Below are 22,752 nucleotides of genomic sequence, written 5' to 3' on the forward strand. Positions count from 1 at the left end.
CCCGGGCCGCAAGGGCGTAACAGACCCGTCCGGCGCGGGCCGGGCTCCGGGCCGCCGCCACGGACCCGCGACCCTTTGGAAGCTTCCCTCAGCGGACTTCGAGCCTGCCCTTGAGCATGTCCATGGGGCAGGCAAAGCCGATCTCGCCGCTTCTTTCCGGCTCGATGAGAAAGGATACGGGCCTGCTGAGGGGCAGTTCGCTGTCGATACCCATCTCCGGTATCTTCACCCTCGTGGCGCAGGTCTTGTCGGTCTTCCTTATGAATACGAGCCTCACCTGCTCCCCCTTGCTGAGAGTGACCACGGGGGGGTCGAAACCGCCTTCATCGATGGTTATAACCACCTCCCTCGCAGCGGCACACACCGCCGGTGGACTGATCGTCACCAGGGACGGGAGCAGGCACAGGAGAAAAAGGATCGGTCTTTTCACGGCCACCTCCTTCTACAGTTGTAGAATCAATTGACAAAAAAATTTCAAAAGCTCCGCTTTGCCGAGGCTCCGCCTTGCCGACCGAGAGAGCCCCGACTCGCTTCACCGCGGCGGAGGCGGCCTGCCGCGGCGCGCCAGGCGGAGTTGTTACGCCCTTGCGCCCCGGCAGCCCCCCTCCGCCATGGAAGCAACAACACCTTGGGGTCGGGCGCCCCCTTCCGGCGGGCTCTCCCTCACCCGCGCCCCATCGACTCCCTTTCCATCAGCTCGCAGGCCCTCCGGCAGTCCTTCATATCGCTGGGACAGACCCGCTCGCCGGAGAGACAGTAGTGGTGGTTGCATTTGTCCATCTCCCCTGTCTCCGCATAGATGGGGAGCGAGACGGCGAGGACGAGCACGGCCACGGCCGCCGCCGTAAGGGCGGCCGCGCCGGCCGGGACCTTCTCCGCCGCCCGGTTCGGCTCCACAAGCTCCCTGATCCTCTTTTCGACGAGTCCTTCCTTGCCGACGACCGGAACGCCGGCGGGCAGGGGGCGGCGCCTCATCGTAGCTATCTTCACAAGCGCCGTCGCCAGGTCGAGGGGCCTTCGGGTCACGGCCACGGCCCCTTCGTCGGCGGCCAGCTCCTTCTGTACACGGAACGAATCCACGAGATAGCGGCCGAGCGGCAGGAAGAAGAACGTATCCCTTATGAAGGAGACGACAAAGAGTCTCAGGGGGTCTCTGTTGACCGCATGGTGTATCTCGTGGAGGATGACCGCCCTCAGCTCTTCCGGCGTAAGCTCCTCGGCGAGTCCCGTGGAGACGTAGACCCTGGGCCTTGAGAGGCCGAGCGTGAAGGCCGTCTTCAGCACGTCGTCCTCGAAGGGGATCACCTCGCACCCGCCCTCTCCCTCCAGCGCCTCGAGCACCGGATGGCCGGGCCGCCGCAGTGGGCGGATCCTTCGCAGAAACCTCCGCGACAGGAGCAGGGCCCGTCCGGCCCTGAAGCAGGCGACGGCGAGCCCGGCCGTCACCACGCCGAGTCCCACCCACGGCGCGAGGGCCTTGAGCATCGACGGGCTCACCAGGCACCACGAAAAGACGGTCTTACAGCAAAGGAGCGCCTCCCTGGCCATGACGGCAAGGCCCAGCAGGCCGGCAAGGCCGTAGTGGATGCTCGCGGCGACGGCGACGAAGAGGCCGAAGGCCATCAGGAGAGCGCCGCCGAAGCTCAAAAGCGTCTTTTTCCAGTAATAACCCTCAGACATCGCGGTCGCGTTCTTTCTTCTTCTTTCTTATGAGCTCGGCGAGACGCTCCATGCCCTCGGGGTCGGTCTCGGAGAGGGCGTCCAGAAAAGATGCGATAAGAGAGGCGCTCGAGACCTCCATGTAGTCCCTGAGCATCCCGGCCGACGCCTTGCGCGTAAACTCCTCTCCCGTCAGGAGCGGCCTGTAGACGAAGGGTCCCCCGGTCCTGACCTTCTCGACAAGGCCCTTGTTCGAGAGCCTCTCGATCACCGTAAGCACCGTGGTGAGCGCCGCCTTCCTCGAGGCCTTCACCGCCGTCCAGACCTCCCTGCCCGTGGCCTCGCCCCTCTCCCACAGGACCTTCATTATCTCGAACTCGAGCTCACCGAGGGGACGCAGTCCCCGGACCTTCCCGTATCCGCTCCTTTTCATGTCATGTATTCTACAAGAGTAGAAGCGGCGTGTCAAGAGTGCGCTTCGGAAGGAAGAGATCGGCCCGCCAACCTTGACTCGCGGCGCTCATGGGTTATAGTCGTATATGACGTCTGAGGAAGCTCCGATTGATTGCTCTGGGAGAAACTCTCTGTAGAAGGGCCACAGGCCCGCGTTTCCCCCCTGCCCCATCTGTTATTCGGGTCTTCGGCTGTACCGGGGGTTCGGCCCGCGCCAGGCGGGGTTTTTTACGCCTTTGCGGCCCGAACCCCCGGCACAGCCCCCCAGAGGCAGCCGGCGCGGGGCGTTAAAAGTCTTTGGAGGGAGTCCGGGGGAAACGCGGGCCTGTGCCCCTTCTACAGAAAGTTTCCCCCAGGATAATTAATCAGAGTTTCCTTTATAACCACAGCCTTCCGAGACGCCGCCATGGAGAATACCGCCTTCCCGGAGAGCTTGAAGAAGTTTTCTTTCGTACACTACAGGGTGACCCTCGTCCCCGAGGACGTCATAGTCATGCCGGCCCGCAACAAGGGGAACGTCCTGAGGGGGGCCTTCGGCTCGTCGCTCCGAAGGCTCGTCTGCTCGTTCGACGACGACAGGTCCTGCGAGGCCTGTCCGTTGATCGAGCGGTGCGCCTACCCCGGCGTCTTCAGCCCCGTAGGGCTCATCGGGGCCAAGCGCACGCTGAACGCCCCGCGGGGGTACGTGCTCAAGCCTCCCCTCTCGACGGCCACCGAGTACACCGCCGCCTCGCCGCTGGTCTTCGACATGTTGCTCGTCGGAGACCGAAGGGAGTACCTGCCCCATGTCTTGGTCTCGCTGCGCGCCCTCGCCGCCACGGGGATAGGCGTAAACAGAGGGAGGTTCAGGCTCGGAGACGTGGTCTCGCTCCGGGGAGACGCGGTCGAGACGGTCTACGACGCCTCGAGGGGGACCGTCGTGGGCGTCGGGCACCCTACGTCGGCGGCGGACCTCATGGAGGGGCTCGACCGGCCGGGCAAGGAGCGGGTCACCCTCGTCTTCCTCACGCCGACGAGGCTCAAGTACAACCCCACGGGCGAGCGGGGGCGGAGCGCTATAGTGAGGAAGCCCGAGTTCCACCATGTGATACGGAGGCTCAGGGACAGGGTGAGCGCGCTCTCCAGGGCCTACTGCGCAGGGCCGCTCGATATGGACTTCAGGGGCCTGGCCGAGCGGGCGACGGGGGTGAGGACCGTGGGCTCCGAGCTCCGGTGGGTCGAGACCGCTCGCAGGAGCAGGACCCAGCGTACAAGGCACGACCAGAGCGGTTTCGTCGGGAGCGTCACCTTCGAGGGCGGACTCGACGAGTTCCTCCCCTTCCTCCTGCTCGGCGAGCGTCTTCACGTGGGCGAGGACGCCACCTTCGGCAACGGCTGGTACAGGGTGGAGGGCCTCGCGTAGCCGCGGACGGGGGACGGGCCGCTCGCTTGACGATACGTCAGGGGTGAAGTATCATCATGCAGGAAGGGGGTGAGAAAGAACCGTGAAACACCCACAAAGAGCCGGGCTGAGATGGACGTTCCATCCCCTGGTGGACATGGGGGTGGCCGCCCTGACGGCCTTTGCCGAGCGCTCTTCTCCGGAAGAGACGACCATCGAAGACCTGGAAAGGTTCGCCGGGTACGCCGAAGATGCGTATCTCTCTCCGGCGCTCAGCGGTTATCTGTCCGTACTCTTCACCAAGAATTTTTATCCTATAAATCCAAGCCTGAAGAGTCAGCCGGAGAAGGTCAGGAAGTGCCTGGGGGACCTGTTGATGAGTTTCCGCTTAAAGCCCGACCCAGGCCTTCCTCCATGTACATACTGCGGCCGTCCCTCGGTGAAGATACCCCTGCCGAAGATTACGGTCGCCTTCAGGGACCTTGTCCCCATGCTTACGGGGCGGGATGTGGTAAACTTCTTCCCCGGCGGAAGGGCGGGGCTGCCTCTCTGCGGTCTTTGCATACTGGCCGTCCAGGCCGTCGTCGTCGGAGCCCCCTTGATCAGCGGCAAGGCCCTCGTGATAAGCTCCGAGGACCCGGCGCTGACGCTCGCCCTCGTAAAGAAGTGGCTGCCGGAGACGAGGCAAAGGGTTCATCTTTCCTTGCTCGCCAACGATACGCCGCCCAAGCTCGGCAGGCCGAAGACCAGGTTGGTTGAGGCCCTCGTATCGCTGCAGACCGGCCACATCAGGGAGAAGGAGCTTGGGCTGGTGGCGTATCACCTATCCAACAGCGGACAGGGGCCGAGCGTGGATATCCATGAACTCCCATCGAGCGTGGTGAAGTTCGTAATGGCCGCGAAGGCGGCGAGGTACCGCCAGGCCTGGAACGATATCGTCCGTCGCGCCTGGGAGGTCCCAAGGACGACGGGAAAGGCGGCCGGGGAGGACGGCGGCCTGGCGCGGCGCAACTATCTCTATGAAGACCTCTTTGAGCTTCCGGAGCAGGCCGCCGCCTTCGTAAGGACTTATCTTCTCCAGCGGCCGCCCGATAAGGCCCGGCGTAACGACCCGAGGGCGTCGTATGGGGGATGGCGCGACGCGAGATACGTAAAGTGGGACCTGACCGGCTTGTTCTTGAAGGAGGTGGTGGGGATGGATAAAGACCGTTTAGAGGCGATAAAGAGACTCGGCGACAGAATCGCGGAAGAGATAATATCCACCAATGATAAAGGGCTGTGGCGAGACGTCTATTATAACTGCTGGAAACCCGACAAGATGAGGGCTACCCTCATCAAACACAGCAGTAAATGTATCAAGGCAGGGAAGGAGCCACTCGTCAGGCTCGAGCCCTACCTGGAGATATTCGAGGAGGGGGAGGAGGTGGTGAGGGCGGACTGGAGGTTCGCCTGGGACCTCGTACTGATCCGTGTCATAGAGCGCCTCTACGATGGAAGATGGTTCGACGGGAACGAGGAGGCGCTCGAACCCCCGGAAGATATTTCACCGGCAGAGGAGGCATGAGATGTTTTGCAACGGTGTCCCGGCCGTGGTCTCTTGGGTCGGCACTACATCGTAACAGAGAAGGAGGGATGAGATGGCTTTCGTGACGGCTTTGCTCTTGCTTGATTGTCCGGCGTCGGCCCTGAACATGTCGAACGAGCCCCCGCAGGAGGCGGGGAGGGGCGAGATGGCCACCTCCGTAAAGTTCATCAAGACAAAGGAGGGACGCTATCCCTACGTCTCTGCGCAGAGCTTCCGTTACTGGCTGAGGACTACGCTCGAAGAAACCCCCTCGGTGGAATGGAGGCGCGCCCCCATATTCCGCGAGTCGAAGGTGGCGTACACGGACGCTAATCCCATCGCATACTGGGACGACGACCTCTTCGGATATATGCGGGCCCCGTCCAAGAAAAAAGAGGCGGTGGAGAAGCGCAAGAAAGACAAGACCAGGGATAACGAAACTCCGACGGCCACCGAGATCACACGTATATCGCCGTTCAAGGCAAGCACCTTCGTCGCCGTCTCTCCGGTGTCGATAGCCTACGACTTCGGGACGATGAGCCGCCACGAGGGTGACCCCGTGCCTCATGGGCATCAATTCTACAGGACGGCGCTGAAGGGTCTTGTCTCTCTCGACCTCGGAGCGGCCGGCACCTTCAGTTACAAGGACAGGACGGGCTTCCGCAACCTGGACGACAACCGCAAGGAAGAGGCCAGGGAAAAGGGCCTCGAGGAGATGGCGGAGGAAAAATGCTTCAGGCTTCCCCTGGCGGAGCGCAGGAAGAGGGTCTCTTCGCTGCTCAACGGCCTGGGGATACTCTGCGGAGGCGCCAACCAGACGCTTCATTATACGGACGTCACCCCGAAGGTATTTGTCGGGATGGTGACGAGGGGGGGCAACAACCCCCTTCAGTACGTCATAAACGGCGGCCGCGACGGCCTTCCCTGCGTACACGAAGAGGCGCTGAAAGAGATGGCCGACGTATGGAAAGACCATATACTCTCGAAGCTGTACGTGGGATGGGTCCGTGGCTTCCACGACCATGAACGCGAGAAGCTGTCGAAGACGCTCGAAGCGACGGGGATAGAGACGGTGACGGGACATCCCCTTCCCGTACTCGCCCGCCTCGCAGATGATATCCGGGACGAATGGTTCGCCTGAGGTGGTGTGATGAAAGTCCTGAAGGTGGAGCTTGAAGGGCTGACGGCCTCTTTCAGGTATCCCCACTTCCTCGTGGGCAGGCAGCCCACCTACATCATGCCGCCGCCGGCCACGATCTACGGCCACATATGCAGCGCCTGTGGAGAATTCGTCGATCCCGGCCTCATCCGCTTCGGCTACTGTTTCCGCTTCGAAGGAAAGGGGGACGACTTCGAGCATATATATCAGGCAAAAGTGGCTGGAAGGTATGACAAGAAGTTGGGGTGCGTTAAAAATATCGAGGCGGAATTGGTTCCCGTCCTGCGTGAGCTGCTCCTCTTCCCGAGGATGACCCTGTACATCGACGCGCCTGCAATAATCGATATGCTGTCGGAGTCCTTCCGGCGCCCCCGCTACGCCGTCGTCCTGGGACGCTCTCAGGACCTCGCCGCATACAGGACGGCCGATGTCATCGAGTTGCGGGAGGATGAAAGCGGATATTTCGAGGACACCCTCCTGCCGTGGTCCTACCGGACACATACCGCGCTGGGGACGGCGGTCCTGATGCCCAGGTTCATCAACCCCGAGGACAGGAGGGAGGTCTCCTGGGAGAGATACATAACACTCAGGCACAGGGTCTTCTACGGGGCCGCGGACGAGGGAGAGGGGGCGAATCACATGATCAGGTACGAAGGAGACGGCCCGCTCTGGGTCGACCCGGAGACGCCCTCGGTGAAAGATATGCGCCGTGCGATAGCGTGGCATACCTTCGTCGACAGGGACCATGGCGCGGAAGGTGTTGAATAGGGTATGGGCCAAGAGCTCGGGAGAAACGCTCGTCGACCATACCCTCAAGGTCCTCTCGGTCTTGAGGCAGATCCGGGAACGGTCGCCTCGACTGGCCGTCGTCTCGGGCGAACCGCGCCTCTGGCACAGGGCGTTCTGGGCCTGCGTACTCCACGACTTCGGCAAGGCGGCCGCCGGGTTCCAGGCATACCTGAGGGGCGAGGCGCCGCCCTGGAAGCATCGACACGAGGTGCTCTCGCTCGCCTTCCTGCAGGCTCTGGATCTGCACGGCGACGACATCCCCTGGATTGCCGCCGGCATAGTCTCTCATCACAAGGATGCGAAGGAGATCGTAGAGGAGAGATACAACATCTCCATAGAGCCCGAGCACCTCGGCATAGAGTCCCTTTGCCGGGAACTTCCGGAGGATGTCCTCGCCTCCCTCATCGAATGGCTCGGGGAGGCCCCGCGCAGGTGGATAGCGGAGAACGGCTTCAGCGATGCGGTCGTCCCTCATTTCCACCCGCAGCCCCCGGCTCGCTTCAGGGCCGGCATGGCAGGTGCCGTCATGGCCGCCTTGAAAGGCTACGATTCGCTGCTTCAGGCCCTTGACGGACTGGAGGCCGCCGCCGCTGAGAACGTCTTCGCCATAATCATGAGAGGGATAATAAGGCAGGCCGATTGTCTCGCATCGGCCGACTCTCCCGAGCTGCAAAGCGCCGTCTTCCCGGACAGGAAGGCATTGAGCGACCGCATAGGCATCTCGGAAGACGAATTGATGGCTCACCAGGAAGGTGCCGCGTCGGCCTCGGGCTCCATAATCCTTTCGGCCCCGACCGGGAGCGGGAAGACCGAGGCGTCGCTGTTATGGGCACGAAGCAGGCAGACACGCCGACCGGCACAGGGACACTTGATATACGTCCTTCCCTATCAGGCGAGCTTGAACGCCTTGAGTAAACGGCTGAGGGGGACCTTCGGTCTCGACGTGGCGCTGATTCACAGCCGAAGCCTTGCCGCCCTCTACCGTGAAGTGTTGAGCGAGGGCCGATCGAGCGGCGATGCCGAGAGACTGGCGCGGAGGGCCGATTCCCTGGCCAGACTTCACCAGCCTCCGGTCTGGTGCACCACGCCGTACCATCTTCTACGGGCGGCCTACAGGCTGCCGGGCTACGAGTCCCTCTGGGCTTCGCTGGCCGGAGCGCTCGTCGTGGTGGATGAAGTTCATGCCTACGAGCCGGGCAGGATGGGGCTGTTCGTGGCCATGCTCGAAGAACTCAGGATGCGATGGGGGGCCGAGCTCTGCATAATGACGGCCACCATGCCTTCCTGGCTGAGGGGGCTTTTGCGCCCTCTCGTCGATGCAGAGGTGTCAGCCGCCCCCGATGTCTTTGGAAGGTTCAGGCGGCACAGGGTGGAACTCGTTGACGGTGATCTGTTCGGAGAGAAGGCTCAGGGGATCATCGGCTCGGAGCTCGCCTCCGGACATTCCGTGCTGGTGGGAGTCAATACAGTCAAGACGGCGCAGAGGCTGTGGGAGGAGCTCGCAGGCGTCATGGGCGACGAGTCGGTCCTGTTGATCCACGGCAGGTATACGTCGCGCGATAGGCTTGCCAGGGAAGGGTTCATCGCAGAACGCCTCGACGCGAGAAAGGGGAGCGGCTCTCCTGTGGTCGTCGTCGCCACGCAGGTAGTCGAGGTGAGCCTCGACCTTGACTTCGACACCATTGTAACCGAGCCGGCTCCGCTCGAGGCGCTGCTGCAAAGGTTCGGCCGCGTCAACAGAAAAGGAAAGAAAGGCGTCGTTCCCGTAAGGGTGCTCGTACGGTCCGTTGATGACGGCGGCGTATACGAGGCCGGTCTTGTCGAGAAGGCCCTCTCCATCTTGTCGGCCAATGACGACAAGGTGATAGACGAAGCGACGGTCGGTGACTGGATAGACGAAATGTACAGAGGGATCGAGGACAGGTTCACAAGCAAGGCACGGGCAAGCATAAAGGAGTTTCGGGAGTCGGCACTCAGGACCTTGAGGGCCTTTCAGAGCAGCGAGGAGATGAGAGACCTCTTCGACGAGCTGTTCGACGGCACGGAAGTTCTGCCCGCCTGCCTCGTCGACGAATTCCGTCACTTGAGGGAGGTTGCGCCGATTGAGGCGAGAAGTCTGCTTGTACCGGTGAGTGCCGCGCAGGCCCGCCGGCACGCAGACTCCATGGAGTGGAACGGCGAGTGGTTTGTCAGGATAATGGACAGGCCCTATGACGGCGACAGGGGGCTGATGCTGTAACCCATAGTTCCTTGCACTGCTGTCCCATTACCTTTTAAAAAGATTCCCTCAGCGCGATAAATCAAAGTCCCTGATAGACCGGGTACTCGGGCGGCGTCCTGGGCGCGGAGGGACGCCCCCCGCTTGCCGGTGAGAGATTTTTGTGCTATTGCTTACTGAGGGAACCTTTTTGTAAAAAGGTTCCCTCAGACTCCCTCCAAAAACTTTCAACGCGAGTTGGTTTCCCCCTGTTTTGCCTGGCAAAACAGGGGGAAACCAACTCGTATTGAAAGTCTTTGAAGGGGGTCTGGGGGAAACTTTCTACAGAAAGTTTCCCCCAGGGTAATTAATCCATGGCCAAGACGGAAGTCGAGAGGATCCATCCTGAGCGCGAGCCCGAGGCGGCGCCGCTGCCGCCGGCCCAGTACAATCTCTTCACCGGAGAGGCCGAGCTCGTAGCGCTTGTCGTGGACGAGGCGCCGGACGACGAGCTCGTCATAGACGATGGCATCAGGATGGTCAGGACGGACGACTCTTCGAGGCTCGTCCTGTCGGGCTACGGCATCTTCCTCTCGAAGAAGAGCGAGCGCATGGTCGTGAGGAAGGGGAAGGACGTGATCTACCAGTTCCCTTTCTTCAGGCTCTGTGACGTCGTCGTGGCCTCGCGTGGCGTGGGCCTGTCGTCGGACCTCATAGAGGAGCTCTGCCGCAGGGGGATCAACCTCTATTTCCTCTCGGGCGGCAGCAAGCCCTACGCCATGCTCACCTCCCCCATGCTCACCGCCACGGTCGAGGCCAGGAGGTGCCAGTTCGACGCCTTGAACGACGCAAGGGGCGTGGAGTTCTCCAAGGCCGTCGTCTACGGCAAGACGACCAATCAGGAGAGGCTTCTCCGCTACTTCGGCAAGTACATAAAGGACGTCGACCCGGAGAGGTACTCAAGGGTCGCCTCCATCGCCGCGGCGCTCAGGGAGCTCAGGGGCAAGGTCCGGCGGGTGAGGGGGGCGAAGATGGACGAGGTGAGGGATACGCTCATGGGCATGGAGGGCACGGCCGGCAGACTCTACTGGGACGGCGTGAAGGAGGTGCTCGCAAACCGCACGGAGTTCATGGGAAGACGCACGCGGGGGGCCGCGGACCCGGCCAACTCGCTCCTCAACTACGGCTACGGCATCCTCTACTCCGTGGTATGGGGGGCGCTTGTCAACGCCGGGCTCGAGCCCTTCGCCGGCTTCCTCCATGTGGACAGGCCCGGCAAGCCCTCGCTCGTGCTCGACCTCGTCGAGGAGTTCCGCCAGCCCGTCGTCGACAGAACGGTCATCGCCCACATCAACCTGGGCCGCGAGATAACGATGGTCGACGGTCTGCTCGACGGCGAGACGCGAAGCGCCGTGGCCGGGAAGATCCTTGCGCGGCTCGACTCGCAGGAGAAGTACGAGGGCAGGCGCTACCGCATAAGCTCCATAATCCAGATACAGGCCCGCAACCTCGCCTCGTTCCTCCGGGGACGCAGGCCCTACAGGCCTTTCACCTTCCGGTGGTGAGCCATGGAGGAATTTAATCATTTCGTCTTCTACGACATAGAGAAGGACGGCGTGCGTCTCAGGGTCTCGGAGACGTGCAAGGACTACGGCCTTGAGCGTATCCAGTTCAGCGGCTTCATGGGGCGGCTGACGAGAAACATGCGCGAGGAGCTCTTCCTGAAGCTGACCGATGCGGTGAAGGAGGGGGCGGGCAAGATACTGATCCTGCCGGTCTGCGACAAGGACTACCGCAACAGGCTCGAGTTCGCCGTGGAGCCCGAGGACGGTGACGATAGCGCCCGAGGATAGCGAGATTCGTCTTCGCCCTCCCTTTCGGGTGTTGCCGGGGGATGCCGGTGATAGCGCTGAGGGTGAGCGACATAAAGCAGTACGCCTATTGTCCGAGGGTCGTCTACTTCCACTACGTCAGGCCCGTGGGCGCGAAGAGCACCTTCAAGATGGAGTACGGCAAGCGCGAGGAGGCGAGGGTGGAGCGGCTCGAGACGCGGCGGGGGCTTGCCAGGTACGGCCTGGACGGAGGCAAGAGGTCTTTCCACGTGGCCCTCAGCTCATCGCGGCTGGGGCTTTCGGGGAGGGTGGACATGCTCGTGGAGACGGACGAGGCGTGCTTTCCCGTGGACTTCAAATTCACCCGCGGCCGTCCCGCCAGGAACCACGTATACCAGGTCGCAGGCTACGGCCTTCTCCTCGAAGACATCTATGGAAAGGAGGCGCCGCGTGGCTTCGTCTACCTCATCCCCTCCGATGAGGCGGTGGCATTTGAGTTGCATGGTTCCCTCAAGGATGATATAATGGCGATGCTCGCAGAGATGCGTCTCATGATCGCCGAAGAGTCGATGCCCCCTCCGGCGGACAACCGCAACAAGTGCGTGGACTGCGAGTACAGGAATTTTTGCCGCGACGTCTTTTAATCGTTTTCGCAAACCTGCGGGGTTTTATGACAGTCGGCGTGTTTGCGCGTAAAAACGGAGTCATGTCCTTGCAAGGTCTTGTTTTTCGGGTGTTTTCGGAGCTGTCACACACCCTTTCCCTATGAAGAGGGAACTGAAACCCCCCGCCAGGTCGAGCACCGCTATCGCCCCGGAGAGTCACACACCCTTTCCCTATGAAGAGGGAACTGAAACGAAGCTCTTATCGCCGTGATTGGGATCAGGTCGAACGTCACACACCCTTTCCCTATGAAGAGGGAACTGAAACCGGTGAAACCACTCCACGGCGGTGAAGCGTTCGTCCCGTCACACACCCTTTCCCTATGAAGAGGGAACTGAAACCTTTCAGTACTTCAGGAACAGACGGACCGTTACGAGTCACACACCCTTTCCCTATGAAGAGGGAACTGAAACGGAAAAGTACGAATTCAAGGTTCCTGAAGGGACGCCGTCACACACCCTTTCCCTATGAAGAGGGAACTGAAACTCAACACCAACCCGCGGTAGAAGTACGCCGGACGGAGGTCACACACCCTTTCCCTATGAAGAGGGAACTGAAACAGGAACGTCAGGCCGTTCTGGATACGCTCACCGTAGTCACACACCCTTTCCCTATGAAGAGGGAACTGAAACCCATGAGCTTGCGGGGCTCGACCGCTTCCGCCTCCAGGTCACACACCCTTTCCCTATGAAGAGGGAACTGAAACAACCTTCACGCGACACTAACCATCTCCGATCATGGGTCACACACCCTTTCCCTATGAAGAGGGAACTGAAACGAGCCGTTTTCCGTCCTCAAAATGCGTTTCGCAGTTGTCACACACCCTTTCCCTATGAAGAGGGAACTGAAACGCCTCCTTTTCTTAGTCCCCGCACCGCCTTTTCCCCGAGTCACACACCCTTTCCCTATGAAGAGGGAACTGAAACAGAGCTTGAAACTCTCGGCCTTGACGCCCGTGTAGGGTCACACACCCTTTCCCTATGAAGAGGGAACTGAAACCGATGCGGTCTTGGCCGCTTCGGACCTTTTCCCAAGTCACACACCCTTTCCCTATGAAGAGGGAACTGAAACTTAAAAAATCCCTTGACAAGCTTCCGCCTTCTTGCTGTCACACACCCTTTCCCTATGAAGAGGGAACTGAAACTCACACCGGGGGGCGTCCCGCGAGGTGATACCGGCAGCGTCACACACCCTTTCCCTATGAAGAGGGAACTGAAACTTTGTGCTTATGAGCTTCCCAAGCAGGAAGCTGCACAACTGTCACACACCCTTTCCCTATGAAGAGGGAACTGAAACGGCTGTCTGCGCCTCGCCGCCATGACCCTCATGGCCGCGTCACACACCCTTTCCCTATGAAGAGGGAACTGAAACCGCGCAGGCAAGCAGGGCCTGGCGGCGGGCCTGGCGTCACACACCCTTTCCCTATGAAGAGGGAACTGAAACTCCAGATTACCGAATGCGGTATCTGCTGATACGCGTCACACACCCTTTCCCTATGAAGAGGGAACTGAAACGGATGAACCACGTGGAGTACAACGGCCCCCAGTACGGTCACACACCCTTTCCCTATGAAGAGGGAACTGAAACTCGCCGGATCACCGAGGCCCCGGTAAAGGGCTTCCTCGTCACACACCCTTTCCCTATGAAGAGGGAACTGAAACAGACGCAGCGTGTAGTGCCTGTCGAGCGCCCCGGGTCACACACCCTTTCCCTATGAAGAGGGAACTGAAACAGGTCGTACCAGACGATCTCGATGGGTTTTCCCTCGTCACACACCCTTTCCCTATGAAGAGGGAACTGAAACAATCAATAATATTGTCTTTCCTGTGACCTTGCACGGTCACACACCCTTTCCCTATGAAGAGGGAACTGAAACGCTTGAATTCCGTGAGATTCGAAGGGTCCGGCCCGGTCACACACCCTTTCCCTATGAAGAGGGAACTGAAACCCACAAGTCGGCTGAGGGCGTCGGGGGGAAGAAGAGTCACACACCCTTTCCCTATGAAGAGGGAACTGAAACGACCCTGATTACGGCCGGTTCGCCGTTCTCGTCCCACGTCACACACCCTTTCCCTATGAAGAGGGAACTGAAACTCTGTGGGTGTCAGACGGGGTAGTGACGGGTAAGGGAGGTCACACACCCTTTCCCTATGAAGAGGGAACTGAAACGCAAGCACCCGTGCACGGGACGAGGGGGCGGATTTGTCACACACCCTTTCCCTATGAAGAGGGAACTGAAACGAAATAACAGGCGGTGGAGTAGTCCACGGCTCCGCCGTCACACACCCTTTCCCTATGAAGAGGGAACTGAAACCCGACCTCGTTCGCGTAGCCCTTGGGGCTGATGTCGTCACACACCCTTTCCCTATGAAGAGGGAACTGAAACTGATTGTGAGGTACCGAAGCAAGAAGTTCGTCGACGTCACACACCCTTTCCCTATGAAGAGGGAACTGAAACATAGTGTCGGGCTCAAGCCCAAGAAGCACACAGGTGTCACACACCCTTTCCCTATGAAGAGGGAACTGAAACTGTTTGAGAGCTACAGCTTTGGCTACACATATACTGTCACACACCCTTTCCCTATGAAGAGGGAACTGAAACGCACAAACAGCGGCGTAAACCTCCGACCCGACCCCCAGTCACACACCCTTTCCCTATGAAGAGGGAACTGAAACCATAAGAACCGTCCGGCATTTCCTCTAAATCAATAATGTCACACACCCTTTCCCTATGAAGAGGGAACTGAAACACTGTATTTTTCCTCTGCCGTGGAGCACTCGCCGAGCCGTCACACACCCTTTCCCTATGAAGAGGGAACTGAAACTGGGCAAGAAGACAGGGCGGATAACGAAGAAGGTCGAGTCACACACCCTTTCCCTATGAAGAGGGAACTGAAACCGAAGAAGGTGCGCGCCACCTGGGAGGAAGGGTGTCGTCACACACCCTTTCCCTATGAAGAGGGAACTGAAACGGTACATCACTGTCTCCCCCAGGGGGGAGTAATAGTCACACACCCTTTCCCTATGAAGAGGGAACTGAAACGAGACATCACTGAAGTCCTTAAATTTGCTGTAGAGTCACACACCCTTTCCCTATGAAGAGGGAACTGAAACGTCCAATAGTTGTCCTCTTCGGACGTCGCGCGAACGTCACACACCCCTTCCCTATGAAGAGGGAATTCTGGTCGGGACGGTAACGGGCTCGGCGGTGATCGCAGGGGCCTCGATGACCGCGCCGCAGTCACGGCCATGGTCGGCGACAGAAGGGAGGCGAGCTGACAGGCGGCAATGTATTTGCCGATGAGATTCGGCGCGGTCCCGGAACTCGAGCTCCGGGACCGCGCTACAGGCGGCAGCGCGACCGCGACGGACAGAACGGCAAGCCGCGCCATGGGGCGAAGGCTGGATCCCCGAGCAGGGCCGGCCTCAGGAGCCGGCGGCGGCACACCGAGGCGGGGAGGAACCGAGCGGCGCTATGCGGCGGGCGAGTCACGTCTCCGCGCGCACCCGAAGACCGGCCGTAAGCAGGTCTGCGGCCAGTCCGGTAAGCGCAAATGAAAAAGGGGTTGCGGCACTTGCCGCAACCCCTCGCTTTAACTGGCGCGCCTGGAGGGATTCGAACCCCCGACCTGCGGATTCGTAGTCCGACGCTCTATCCAGCTGAGCTACAGGCGCAAAGTCTTGGGAAGCCCTGATTTATTGCACTGAGGGAGCCGGGGGGCTGTGACCCTCTTACAGACAGGTGCCCTCAGTACAATAAATCAGAGTTCCCCTTAAGCAGAGTCTCCCTTGATTTCAATCTCTTCGCTACCCCCCCTCTCTCTTCGCTGCCCTCTCTCTTCGCTGCCCCCGGTGACCGTGTGGAGCGACATTGCAAGTTGACCTCTCCACCATATCGCCCGCAACCCATCCGGCACCGCCCCGAACTCTCCCGGTTTCAGCCGGTTCCCCGGACAGGCTCCATCCCACCGGCCCACCGGCCTGAACGGCGCCCTCCGCTGCCGCCCCGCCTGAAACCACCGGGCGCAGTGGCGGAGAGGGAGGGATTCGAACCCTCGGTAGAGTGTTACCCCTACAACTGCTTAGCAGGCAGCTGCCTTCAACCGCTCGGCCACCTCTCCGACGATTATTTACCCTGGGGGAAACTTTCTACAGAAAGTTTCCCCCAGACCCCCTTCAAAGACTTTCAATTCCCTGCGGTTCCTCCCAGTTTGGCTTGCAAAACCGGGAGGAGCCGCAGGGCGTTAAAAGTCTTTGGAGGGAGTCTGAGGGAACCGTGGGGCTGTGACCCGTGGGTCTATGACCCTTTACAAAAAGGCTCCCTCAGTGTAATTAATCAGAGCTTCCTTGTCTATTAACATGAATCAGGGGTCTTAATCAAGACCGGTTTTGGGTGGTGGAGAAAAAACTTGCAATTCCGGGGCCGAGGGACTATAAGGGACTATAAAGGGTTCATCGACGGCGGGGCCGTCTTGAGAAAGGGATGCTTACCCATGGGGGAACAGGTAAAGATATGTCCGGGCTGCGGCGGCGAGTTCTATCCCCACGTGGATATGTGCGACTCGTGCGAGGTGAGGCTCGTCTTTCCCGAAGAGCTCGGGGAACTGGAGCGGCAAGAGGCGGCCGTCCATGAGGCCGAAGGAAAACTCGTCTGCATAGAGGAAGGCGCCATCGGGCGCGTCTCGGAGCTTGCAAAGGTGCTCGACGAGGCGGGCATCGAGGCCCACGTCGTCAAGGGCGGCGGCAAGTGCGCCGGGGACGGCGGCTTCGGCCTGCTCGTCCACCAATCTCACATGGAGAAGGCGACGGAGGTGCTCGAGAAGTACTGGCTGACCATCCATCCCGAGCTCGCCGAGACGAAAAAGCGCATGGAGTCGGGTCTGTGCCCGGCCTGCGGCGCAAAGGTCGGGGGCTCGGCCGCGGAGTGTCCCGACTGCGGGCTCTTTCTCGGCGGCCCGGACGGCGACACGCCCGGAAGGCCATGACATTCTTCGCCGAGATGGAAGACGGCGAGCTCGTCGAGCTCCTTTTCACCGAAGAGGACAGGCTCCCGCGCGACGCCGTCGACGAGTTCGTAAGGCGCGCCCCCTCGATGGCGCCCGCCCTCGCCGCAATCGTCACCGAGCGCGACAACTGGCTCGCCGACAGGCCCGAGTGGTGGGCCGTCGTCCACGGAGTCTACATCCTCGGCGCGTTGCGCCGGCCCGAGGCGGCGCTGCCGCTGGCCAGGGCCCTGAGGCTCTCCGTGGCCTTCGACTGCGACTGGGTGTACGAGGAGCTTCCGAGCATCTTCGGCGCCCTCGGTCCCTGCGCTCTGCCCTACGTGCGCGCCATAGCCGAGGACGTGACATCCGACTGGCACACGCGCTCGGTGGCGCTCGAGGCTGCGGCGGCCTCGGCCATGGCCGACCCCGCACAGCTCGAAAAGGTCTTCGAGCTCTGCGCCTCCATCCTGAGCGACGGCGACGCCGACCTCTACCTGCGCCAGACGGCGGGCCACATACTGCTCGACTTCCGGTGCGTGGGCTACGAGAACGAGCTCATGGCCTTCGCCGAAGAGGAAGCCGGGCGGCTGAGGGAAGACGACGAGTACGCCTTCGCCTTCCTTCCCGCCGAGGTGGACGACGAGCTTGCGAGGCCGGAGCCGGACCTCTACATCTACACCCGTGACTGGCTCGAGTTCTACGACGCCGAGAAGCTGGCCGAGCGGAGGGCCCGCTGGCGCGTCGAGGAGCAGCGCCGCAACGCGCCGGCCGCCGCCGTGCCCGACTTCATGGCCGACGACCTCGATGAGCCGGTGCGCGAAGGCCCGGCGGGCCGCAACGCCCCCTGTCCCTGCGGCAGCGGACTGAGATACCGCGAGTGCTGCTCGGGGAAAAAGACCATCCATTGACCGTCGGTCCCGCTCCGTTCTTTTCGCTCTCCCGGCCGCGCCGCCCTTGCGCGGCCTTACCGCGGGCCTTCGAGGAACCGGCCTTGCCGGCCCGGTAAGAGTCCCGGAGGGAAGGCGCGCGCCCCTTCACCCGGAGAGCTTCTCCATCGACAATCCCAGCCTCCTTGAAAGCCCTTTTCAATTCTGGTAAGATTGATGTATGGCGGAAGAAAAAGGCATAGTCATAGAGACGGGCGAGGACTTCGCCATCATAAAGGCGCGCCGCGACAAGGCCTGCGAGGGGTGTTCGCAGAAGAGCAGCTGCCGTCCCGGCGAGGGCGACGACATGCTCATAGAGGCGGACAATCCGGTCAACGCCAGGGTCGGCGACGAGGTGGTCTTCGCCGTGAGCACGTCCGCGTCACTCAAGGCCGGCGCCCTCCTCTATCTCTTTCCCCTGGCAAGCTTCATCGTCGGCGTGCTCGTGGGGGACCGTCTCGGTTCGACCTTCGGCTTCGGCGCCGAGCGTGACGCCGCCTCGGCCGTCTTCGGTCTCGTCTTCCTCGCCGCTGCCTTCCTGGTCGTGAGGATTACGACCCGTTCGGCCTCGCGGGCCCGGTCCTACAGACCGACTATCATAAGGGTCGTACACCATTGCCCGTAAAGACAGTCTGCACCAACCGCAAGGCCTTTCACGACTACTTCATCGAGGAGCGCTTCGAGGCCGGTCTGAGCCTTGAGGGCTGCGAAGTGAAGTCGCTTCGCGCCGGCAGGGCGAACCTCAAGGACAGTTACGCCCGCATCAGGGACGGGGAGGTCTTTCTGGTGGGGGCGCACATAAGTCCCTACGAGCAGGCCGACTCATTTGCCAGACCCGATCCCACCCGCACGCGAAAGCTGCTGCTCCACAGAAGGGAGATAAAGCGACTCATCGGCAAGACCAGGGAGCGGGGCTACACGCTCATCCCCACCAGGATATACTTCAAGGACGGCAAGGCGAAGGTCGAGATCGCTCTTGCAAAGGGCAGGAAGCTCTACGACAAGCGCGAAGCCATAAGGCGCAAGACCATGGAGCGTGAGGCGGCAAGGGATATCAAGGACTCGCGCGCCAGGCGGCGCTGAGGCACGGGGGTCCCTCTATCGCGCCCGTCCCCTTCCTGTAAATCCTATGAGGAGCATGCCCGCGAGAAAGCCGCCGATGTGGGCGAACCAGGCTATGTTGCCGCCGGCCATGGAGTTCAATACCTGAAAGACGAACCATATGCCGAGGAATACCAGCGCCGGAACCCTCACCACCTGGACGAAGAAGAAGAAAAACAGCAGCGTGAGGATCCTCGCCCTCGGAAAGACGAGGAAGTAGGCGCCGAGCACGCCGGCGACGGCGCCGCTCGCGCCCACCATGGGCATGGACGACGACGGCTCGGCCATGATGTGGGCGAGGCTCGCCACGGCTCCGGTAAAGAGATAGAATAGCAGAAACCTGAGGTGTCCGAGCCTGTCCTCGATGTTGTCGCCGAAGATCCACAGATAGAGCATGTTGCCGGCCATGTGGAAGAAGCCTCCGTGTACGAACATGGCGGTGAGCAGCGTAAAGGGCGGCGGCAGGATCCCCCAGGGGTAGATGTCGGTGAAGTGCGTTATCTCGTAAGGTATGACGGCGGTCCTGTAGATGAAGACCTCCTGCGCGCCGGGCGTCAGCGTCGACTGAAAGAGGAAGACGGCGGCGTTGATGGCGATGATGAGCACCGTTACGATGGGAAAGCTTCCCGTGGGGTTTTCGTCCTTGAGAGGTATCATAGACCTCGATTTTCCTACCGAATCGCACCGCCGGTCAACCTTTTATTTCGCGGCCGTGAATATCCGCCCGCCGGGCGGCCGGGGGCCGTATGGCGCGCCGTGGACGAGTTGACGGGCGTTGAGGGGTGACGATGGCGGCCGTGCGCACCGGGACAGCCAGCCTGCCGCTTCACGGCGGCCGCGCTCCGCGCTGGCTCTTCGAGCGGATGACGCGCCTTGCGCGCCAGGTCGTAATCGCCGTCGTCGACGACGGGGGGCCGCGGGAGCTTGTGCGCCGTCTCTCCGATCCCTTCTGGTTCCAGGCCCTCGGATGCGCCGTTGGTTTCGACTGGCACTCGAGCGGCGTGACGACGACGCTTTGCGCCGCGCTCAAGGAGGCGCTGCGCGGCATGGAGCGCGACGTGGGGATCTTCGCGGCCGGCGGCAAGGGCAGGACCTCGCGCCGGACGCCGGCGGAGATATGCGACAAGGGCGAGGCCGTTTCGGCGCCGGTGGAAAGACTCGTCTACGCAAGCCGCATGTCGGCAAAGGTGGACAGCTCGGCCCTCCAGGACGGCTACTCCATATACCACCACAGCTTCTTCTTCACCGCCGACGGTTCATGGGTGGTGGTGCAGCAGGGGATGAACGAAGGGAGCGGCTTGGCGAGACGCTACCACTGGGTGGGCGGGACCGACGGCCCGGCGGGGGAGCGCGGCTTCGTCTGCGAGCCCCACAGCGGCGTCTGCTGCGACGTCAGGGGAACGGCTCTCAACATGGTGGCGGCGGCGAGCGGGGAGGCGAGAGCCTGCTGCGCCGAACTGTCCCGTCAACACCCCGATACCCTGGTGCGCGAGCTCGAAAAGGCGGTGCACCTTGAGATGCCCTCGCGCCACGCCGTGACAAGGGCCGACATCAACCCCCGCAGGCTCCACAAGATATTCCTCTCCACCTACGAGAGCGGCCCCGCCGATTTCGAGGCGCTGCTGGCCATGCCGGGCGTGGGGGCGAAGACCGTGAGAGCGCTCAGCCTTCTGGCCGAGCTCCTCTACGGCGCCAGAGCCTCGACCGATGATCCGGCGCGCTTCAGCTTCGCCCACGGCGGCAAGGACGGACATCCATACCCCGTGGACCGGCGGCTCTACGATTCGACCATAGAGTACCTCACCGATGCGCTCGAAAGGGCGCGGATAGGGCGCAGCGACAAGATCGACGCCCTCAAGCGGCTCGCCCGCATGGAAAGGGGAACGAGGCGCCGCTGAGCCCCATGCCGGCGCACAAGCGCTTTTCCTTTGCAAGGTGTAAATTTTGTAAGTAAAATATAAGGAAGCTCTGATTAATTGCCCTGAGGGAACCTTTTTGTAAAAGGGTCACAGACCCCCGGTTCCCTCAGACTCCCTCCAAAAACTTTTAACGCCCTGCGGATCACCCCGATTTTGCTTCAAGCAAAATCGGGGTGATCCGCAGGGAATTAAAAGTCTTTGAAGGGGGTCTGGGGGAAACTTTCTACAGAAAGTTTCCCCCAGTGCAATAAAGCAGAATTTCCATAAGGGGAGCTCTGAATATCGGGGAGGTTGTCTATGGATGACGTTTCCAGGAAGACAGAGGCGTTGCTCGACGAGCTCGACGCTCTCAAGGGCGGCATCTCCGAGCTCGAGCAGCGTTTTGAGAAGACGCGGGTCTTTGCCAGAAGCGCCGTCAACGACTTCAACAACATTGTCACGTCGTTGCTCGGCAACATCGCCCTTGTCCTCATGTCGGGCGAGCTTGACGACGAGGTGGTGAAGCGGCTGAAGGCAGCGGAGCGGGCGGCCCTGAAGGCGAAGAACCTGACCCGCCAGATGCTCGCCTTTTTCAACGGCGACAGGCCGGCCATGCACCCCGTTCAAGTCGCGGCCCTTGTGGAGGGGGCCGTCAGCTCGGCGCTCATTGATTCGCAGGCAAGCTGCAGGCGTTACGTGCCCGAGGACCTGCCTTGCGTATACGTCGACGAGTCGCTGATGACGAGCGTGCTCTACGAGCTGGTGACCAGCGCCGGTGAAGGGGGGGACGGCCGCCGGTCGATCATGGTATCGGCCGACGAGCTGATGCTCTCCGAGGGCAACTCGCTCGGACTGGAGCAGGGACGCTACGTGAGGATAGGCGTAAGGGACGACGGACCGGGCATCCCTCCCGAAATGCTCGACAGGGTCTTCGATCCCGATTATCTCTCACCGTCGGGCAGGCACGGGCTCGGTCTCTTTACGGCCCTTCACATAGTAAAGAGCCACGGCGGTACGATGAGGCTCGAGTCCAGGGTCGGCCAGGGCACGACGGCCTTCGTCTATCTCCCGGTTTCGGAGGAGAAGGAGGAGGGCCGGGCCGCTTCCGCGCCGCTTGTCACGGACGGCAAGATACTCGTCATGGAGGACGAGGAGGCGGTGTGCACGCTCCTCGACGAGATGCTCTCGCCCTTCGGACACGACGTGGTGTTTGCAAGAAACGGAGACGAGGCCCTGCGGCGTTACGACGAGGCGCTCAGGCGCAACGAGCCTTTCGACGCCGTGCTCATGGACCTTACCATTGTGGGAGGCATGGACGGAAGGGAGGCGATAAAGAGGCTGCGCGAGATGGACCCCAACGTGAAGGCCATCGTCTCGAGCGGCCAGATAGACGATCCGATCATGAGCGACTACAAGAAGCACGGCTTCTGCTATGCCCTGGCAAAGCCCTATACGGTCGCCGAACTGAGAAACGCCCTCCACAACGTGCTCGGAGGCGGCGCGGGCGCCTGACACAGAGCGCGCCGGTCCATACGCTCGGCCGGCGCCTTTTCACGCTTCCCCGGAAAAAGGCGGCGGGTGTGGGTCACACCCGCCGCCTTTCGCATCAGTCACCGTCAAGCAGAGACCGTCGAAGTAAAGCGGTCCTTCTACTTCTTGGCCTTTGCGGAGGTATCCTTCGCCGCCGTCTTCTTTTTCGTGGAGGCTGACTTGGCCCTGGGGCCGCACTTGGAAGCGGGTTTGGCGGCGCACTTCTCTTCGGCCGTCACCAGTTTCTTCAGCGCCCTGATGTGCTCGCGCTTGCCCTTTGCGATCTCCCTGAGCGCGGCCTTGGTCTCCTTCATGGCCGCAGCCTTGGTGGTCTCCACGAGCTTGGCCAGGAGCGCCTCTTCACGCCTGACTATGCCTTTTAGTGCCGTAGCCGTCTTTGCCATAGTCGCCTCCTTGAAAAAGGGTATTTATCTAAAAATAGCAGAAAAATTCCGGCTGATCAATCCGATCGGGCTTTGTCAAGTCTTTTTTTACGGCGGGGAGAGGCCCTTTGCGCGATGCCGGAGCGGCTCGCAAGGAGCCGTGAAGCCGCTCTAAAAGCGGTTTCGCGGCTGTAGAACCCGTTTCGGAGAGGGGAGGCGGCCGGAGGGATAA

19 protein-coding genes, 2 tRNA genes and 1 CRISPR repeat array are annotated in these 22,752 nt (G+C 61.3%); of the genes, 14 read left to right on the forward strand and 7 right to left on the reverse strand.

Annotation, left to right across the window (positions count from 1 at the left end):
* Positions 1–88 precede the first annotated feature (88 nt).
* From ENJ37_01875 to ENJ37_01885, 3 genes are all read right to left on the reverse strand, one after another.
* A complete protein-coding gene (locus ENJ37_01875; protein ID HHL39232.1) occupies positions 89–436 on the reverse strand; it encodes a cupredoxin domain-containing protein in 348 nt (115 codons plus the stop codon).
* Positions 437–663: 227 nt separating this feature from the next.
* Entirely contained in the window at positions 664–1,680 is a 1,017-nt protein-coding gene (locus ENJ37_01880; protein HHL39233.1) for a M56 family peptidase, read from the reverse strand.
* On the reverse strand, positions 1,673–2,092 hold the full coding sequence (locus ENJ37_01885; protein ID HHL39234.1) for a BlaI/MecI/CopY family transcriptional regulator: 420 nt from the start codon (positions 2,090–2,092) through the stop codon (positions 1,673–1,675). Before ENJ37_01885 ends, ENJ37_01880 begins: the two co-directional genes overlap by 8 nt.
* A 426-nt stretch (positions 2,093–2,518) precedes the next feature.
* On the opposite strand from ENJ37_01885, the gene ENJ37_01890 reads away from it, so the two are divergent.
* From ENJ37_01890 to cas4, 8 genes are all read left to right on the forward strand, one after another.
* Complete coding sequence (locus tag ENJ37_01890) at positions 2,519–3,514, forward strand: CRISPR system precrRNA processing endoribonuclease RAMP protein Cas6 (protein HHL39235.1); 996 nt, start codon at positions 2,519–2,521, stop codon at positions 3,512–3,514.
* Between the two features lie 130 nt (positions 3,515–3,644).
* Positions 3,645–5,057, forward strand: coding sequence for a type I-B CRISPR-associated protein Cas8b1/Cst1 (cas8a1, locus tag ENJ37_01895; GenBank protein HHL39236.1), 1,413 nt, complete (start codon positions 3,645–3,647; stop codon positions 5,055–5,057).
* 73 nt (positions 5,058–5,130) lie between these two features.
* On the forward strand, positions 5,131–6,198 hold the full coding sequence (gene cas7i / locus ENJ37_01900; protein ID HHL39237.1) for a type I-B CRISPR-associated protein Cas7/Cst2/DevR: 1,068 nt from the start codon (positions 5,131–5,133) through the stop codon (positions 6,196–6,198).
* Between the two features lie 9 nt (positions 6,199–6,207).
* Positions 6,208–6,984 carry a type I-B CRISPR-associated protein Cas5 gene (gene cas5b, locus ENJ37_01905; protein ID HHL39238.1) on the forward strand — a complete coding sequence of 259 codons (777 nt, stop codon included), beginning with the start codon at positions 6,208–6,210 and terminating at the stop codon, positions 6,982–6,984.
* Positions 6,962–9,244: a CRISPR-associated helicase Cas3' gene (gene cas3, locus ENJ37_01910; GenBank protein ID HHL39239.1), complete on the forward strand. Its 2,283-nt coding sequence runs from the start codon at positions 6,962–6,964 to the stop codon at positions 9,242–9,244. The genes cas5b and cas3 overlap by 23 nt, the downstream gene beginning before the upstream one ends.
* Before the next feature lie 332 nt (positions 9,245–9,576).
* Complete coding sequence (cas1, locus tag ENJ37_01915; protein ID HHL39240.1) at positions 9,577–10,767, forward strand: CRISPR-associated endonuclease Cas1; 1,191 nt, start codon at positions 9,577–9,579, stop codon at positions 10,765–10,767.
* Between the two features lie 3 nt (positions 10,768–10,770).
* Positions 10,771–11,055, forward strand: coding sequence for a CRISPR-associated endonuclease Cas2 (gene cas2 / locus ENJ37_01920; protein HHL39241.1), 285 nt, complete (start codon positions 10,771–10,773; stop codon positions 11,053–11,055).
* Between the two features lie 41 nt (positions 11,056–11,096).
* Positions 11,097–11,678 (forward strand): CRISPR-associated protein Cas4, encoded by a 582-nt coding sequence (cas4, locus tag ENJ37_01925; protein ID HHL39242.1) that lies wholly within the window; start codon positions 11,097–11,099, stop codon positions 11,676–11,678.
* Between the two features lie 103 nt (positions 11,679–11,781).
* Positions 11,782–14,883: a CRISPR direct-repeat array (repeat unit 37 nt; unit sequence GTCACACACCCTTTCCCTATGAAGAGGGAACTGAAAC).
* 412 nt (positions 14,884–15,295) lie between these two features.
* On the opposite strand, the gene ENJ37_01930 is transcribed toward cas4, so the two are convergent.
* Together ENJ37_01930 and ENJ37_01935 are read right to left on the reverse strand one after the other, a co-directional pair.
* A tRNA-Arg gene (locus ENJ37_01930) sits at positions 15,296–15,372 on the reverse strand.
* Positions 15,373–15,726: 354 nt separating this feature from the next.
* A tRNA-Ser gene (locus tag ENJ37_01935) sits at positions 15,727–15,818 on the reverse strand.
* Positions 15,819–16,190: 372 nt separating this feature from the next.
* On the opposite strand from ENJ37_01935, the gene ENJ37_01940 reads away from it, so the two are divergent.
* From ENJ37_01940 to smpB, 4 genes are all read left to right on the forward strand, one after another.
* The gene (locus tag ENJ37_01940) at positions 16,191–16,682 is read left to right on the forward strand and encodes a hypothetical protein (GenBank protein HHL39243.1); all 492 of its coding nucleotides are present in this window, start codon (positions 16,191–16,193) and stop codon (positions 16,680–16,682) included.
* Between the two features lie 788 nt (positions 16,683–17,470).
* On the forward strand, positions 17,471–17,590 hold the full coding sequence (locus ENJ37_01945) for a hypothetical protein (GenBank protein ID HHL39244.1): 120 nt from the start codon (positions 17,471–17,473) through the stop codon (positions 17,588–17,590).
* A 199-nt stretch (positions 17,591–17,789) separates the two neighbouring features.
* Positions 17,790–18,233: a hypothetical protein gene (locus tag ENJ37_01950; GenBank protein ID HHL39245.1), complete on the forward strand. Its 444-nt coding sequence runs from the start codon at positions 17,790–17,792 to the stop codon at positions 18,231–18,233.
* Positions 18,224–18,691 (forward strand): SsrA-binding protein SmpB, encoded by a 468-nt coding sequence (gene smpB / locus ENJ37_01955; GenBank protein ID HHL39246.1) that lies wholly within the window; start codon positions 18,224–18,226, stop codon positions 18,689–18,691. Before ENJ37_01950 ends, smpB begins: the two co-directional genes overlap by 10 nt.
* Before the next feature lie 15 nt (positions 18,692–18,706).
* On the opposite strand, the gene ENJ37_01960 is transcribed toward smpB, so the two are convergent.
* Positions 18,707–19,366, reverse strand: coding sequence for a rhomboid family intramembrane serine protease (locus tag ENJ37_01960; protein ID HHL39247.1), 660 nt, complete (start codon positions 19,364–19,366; stop codon positions 18,707–18,709).
* 140 nt (positions 19,367–19,506) lie between these two features.
* Here ENJ37_01960 and ENJ37_01965 point away from each other — a divergent pair, with 140 nt between their 5' ends.
* Positions 19,507–20,607 (forward strand): DUF763 domain-containing protein, encoded by a 1,101-nt coding sequence (locus tag ENJ37_01965; GenBank protein ID HHL39248.1) that lies wholly within the window; start codon positions 19,507–19,509, stop codon positions 20,605–20,607.
* Positions 20,608–20,925: 318 nt separating this feature from the next.
* Entirely contained in the window at positions 20,926–22,119 is a 1,194-nt protein-coding gene (locus ENJ37_01970; protein HHL39249.1) for a response regulator, read from the forward strand.
* A 137-nt stretch (positions 22,120–22,256) separates the two neighbouring features.
* Here ENJ37_01970 and ENJ37_01975 read toward each other — a convergent pair whose 3' ends face one another.
* Complete coding sequence (locus ENJ37_01975; protein ID HHL39250.1) at positions 22,257–22,541, reverse strand: hypothetical protein; 285 nt, start codon at positions 22,539–22,541, stop codon at positions 22,257–22,259.
* Positions 22,542–22,752 lie beyond the last annotated feature (211 nt).

The sequence above is a fragment of the Deltaproteobacteria bacterium genome (assembly GCA_011375175.1).
GTDB lineage: Bacteria > Desulfobacterota > GWC2-55-46 > GWC2-55-46 > DRME01 > DRME01.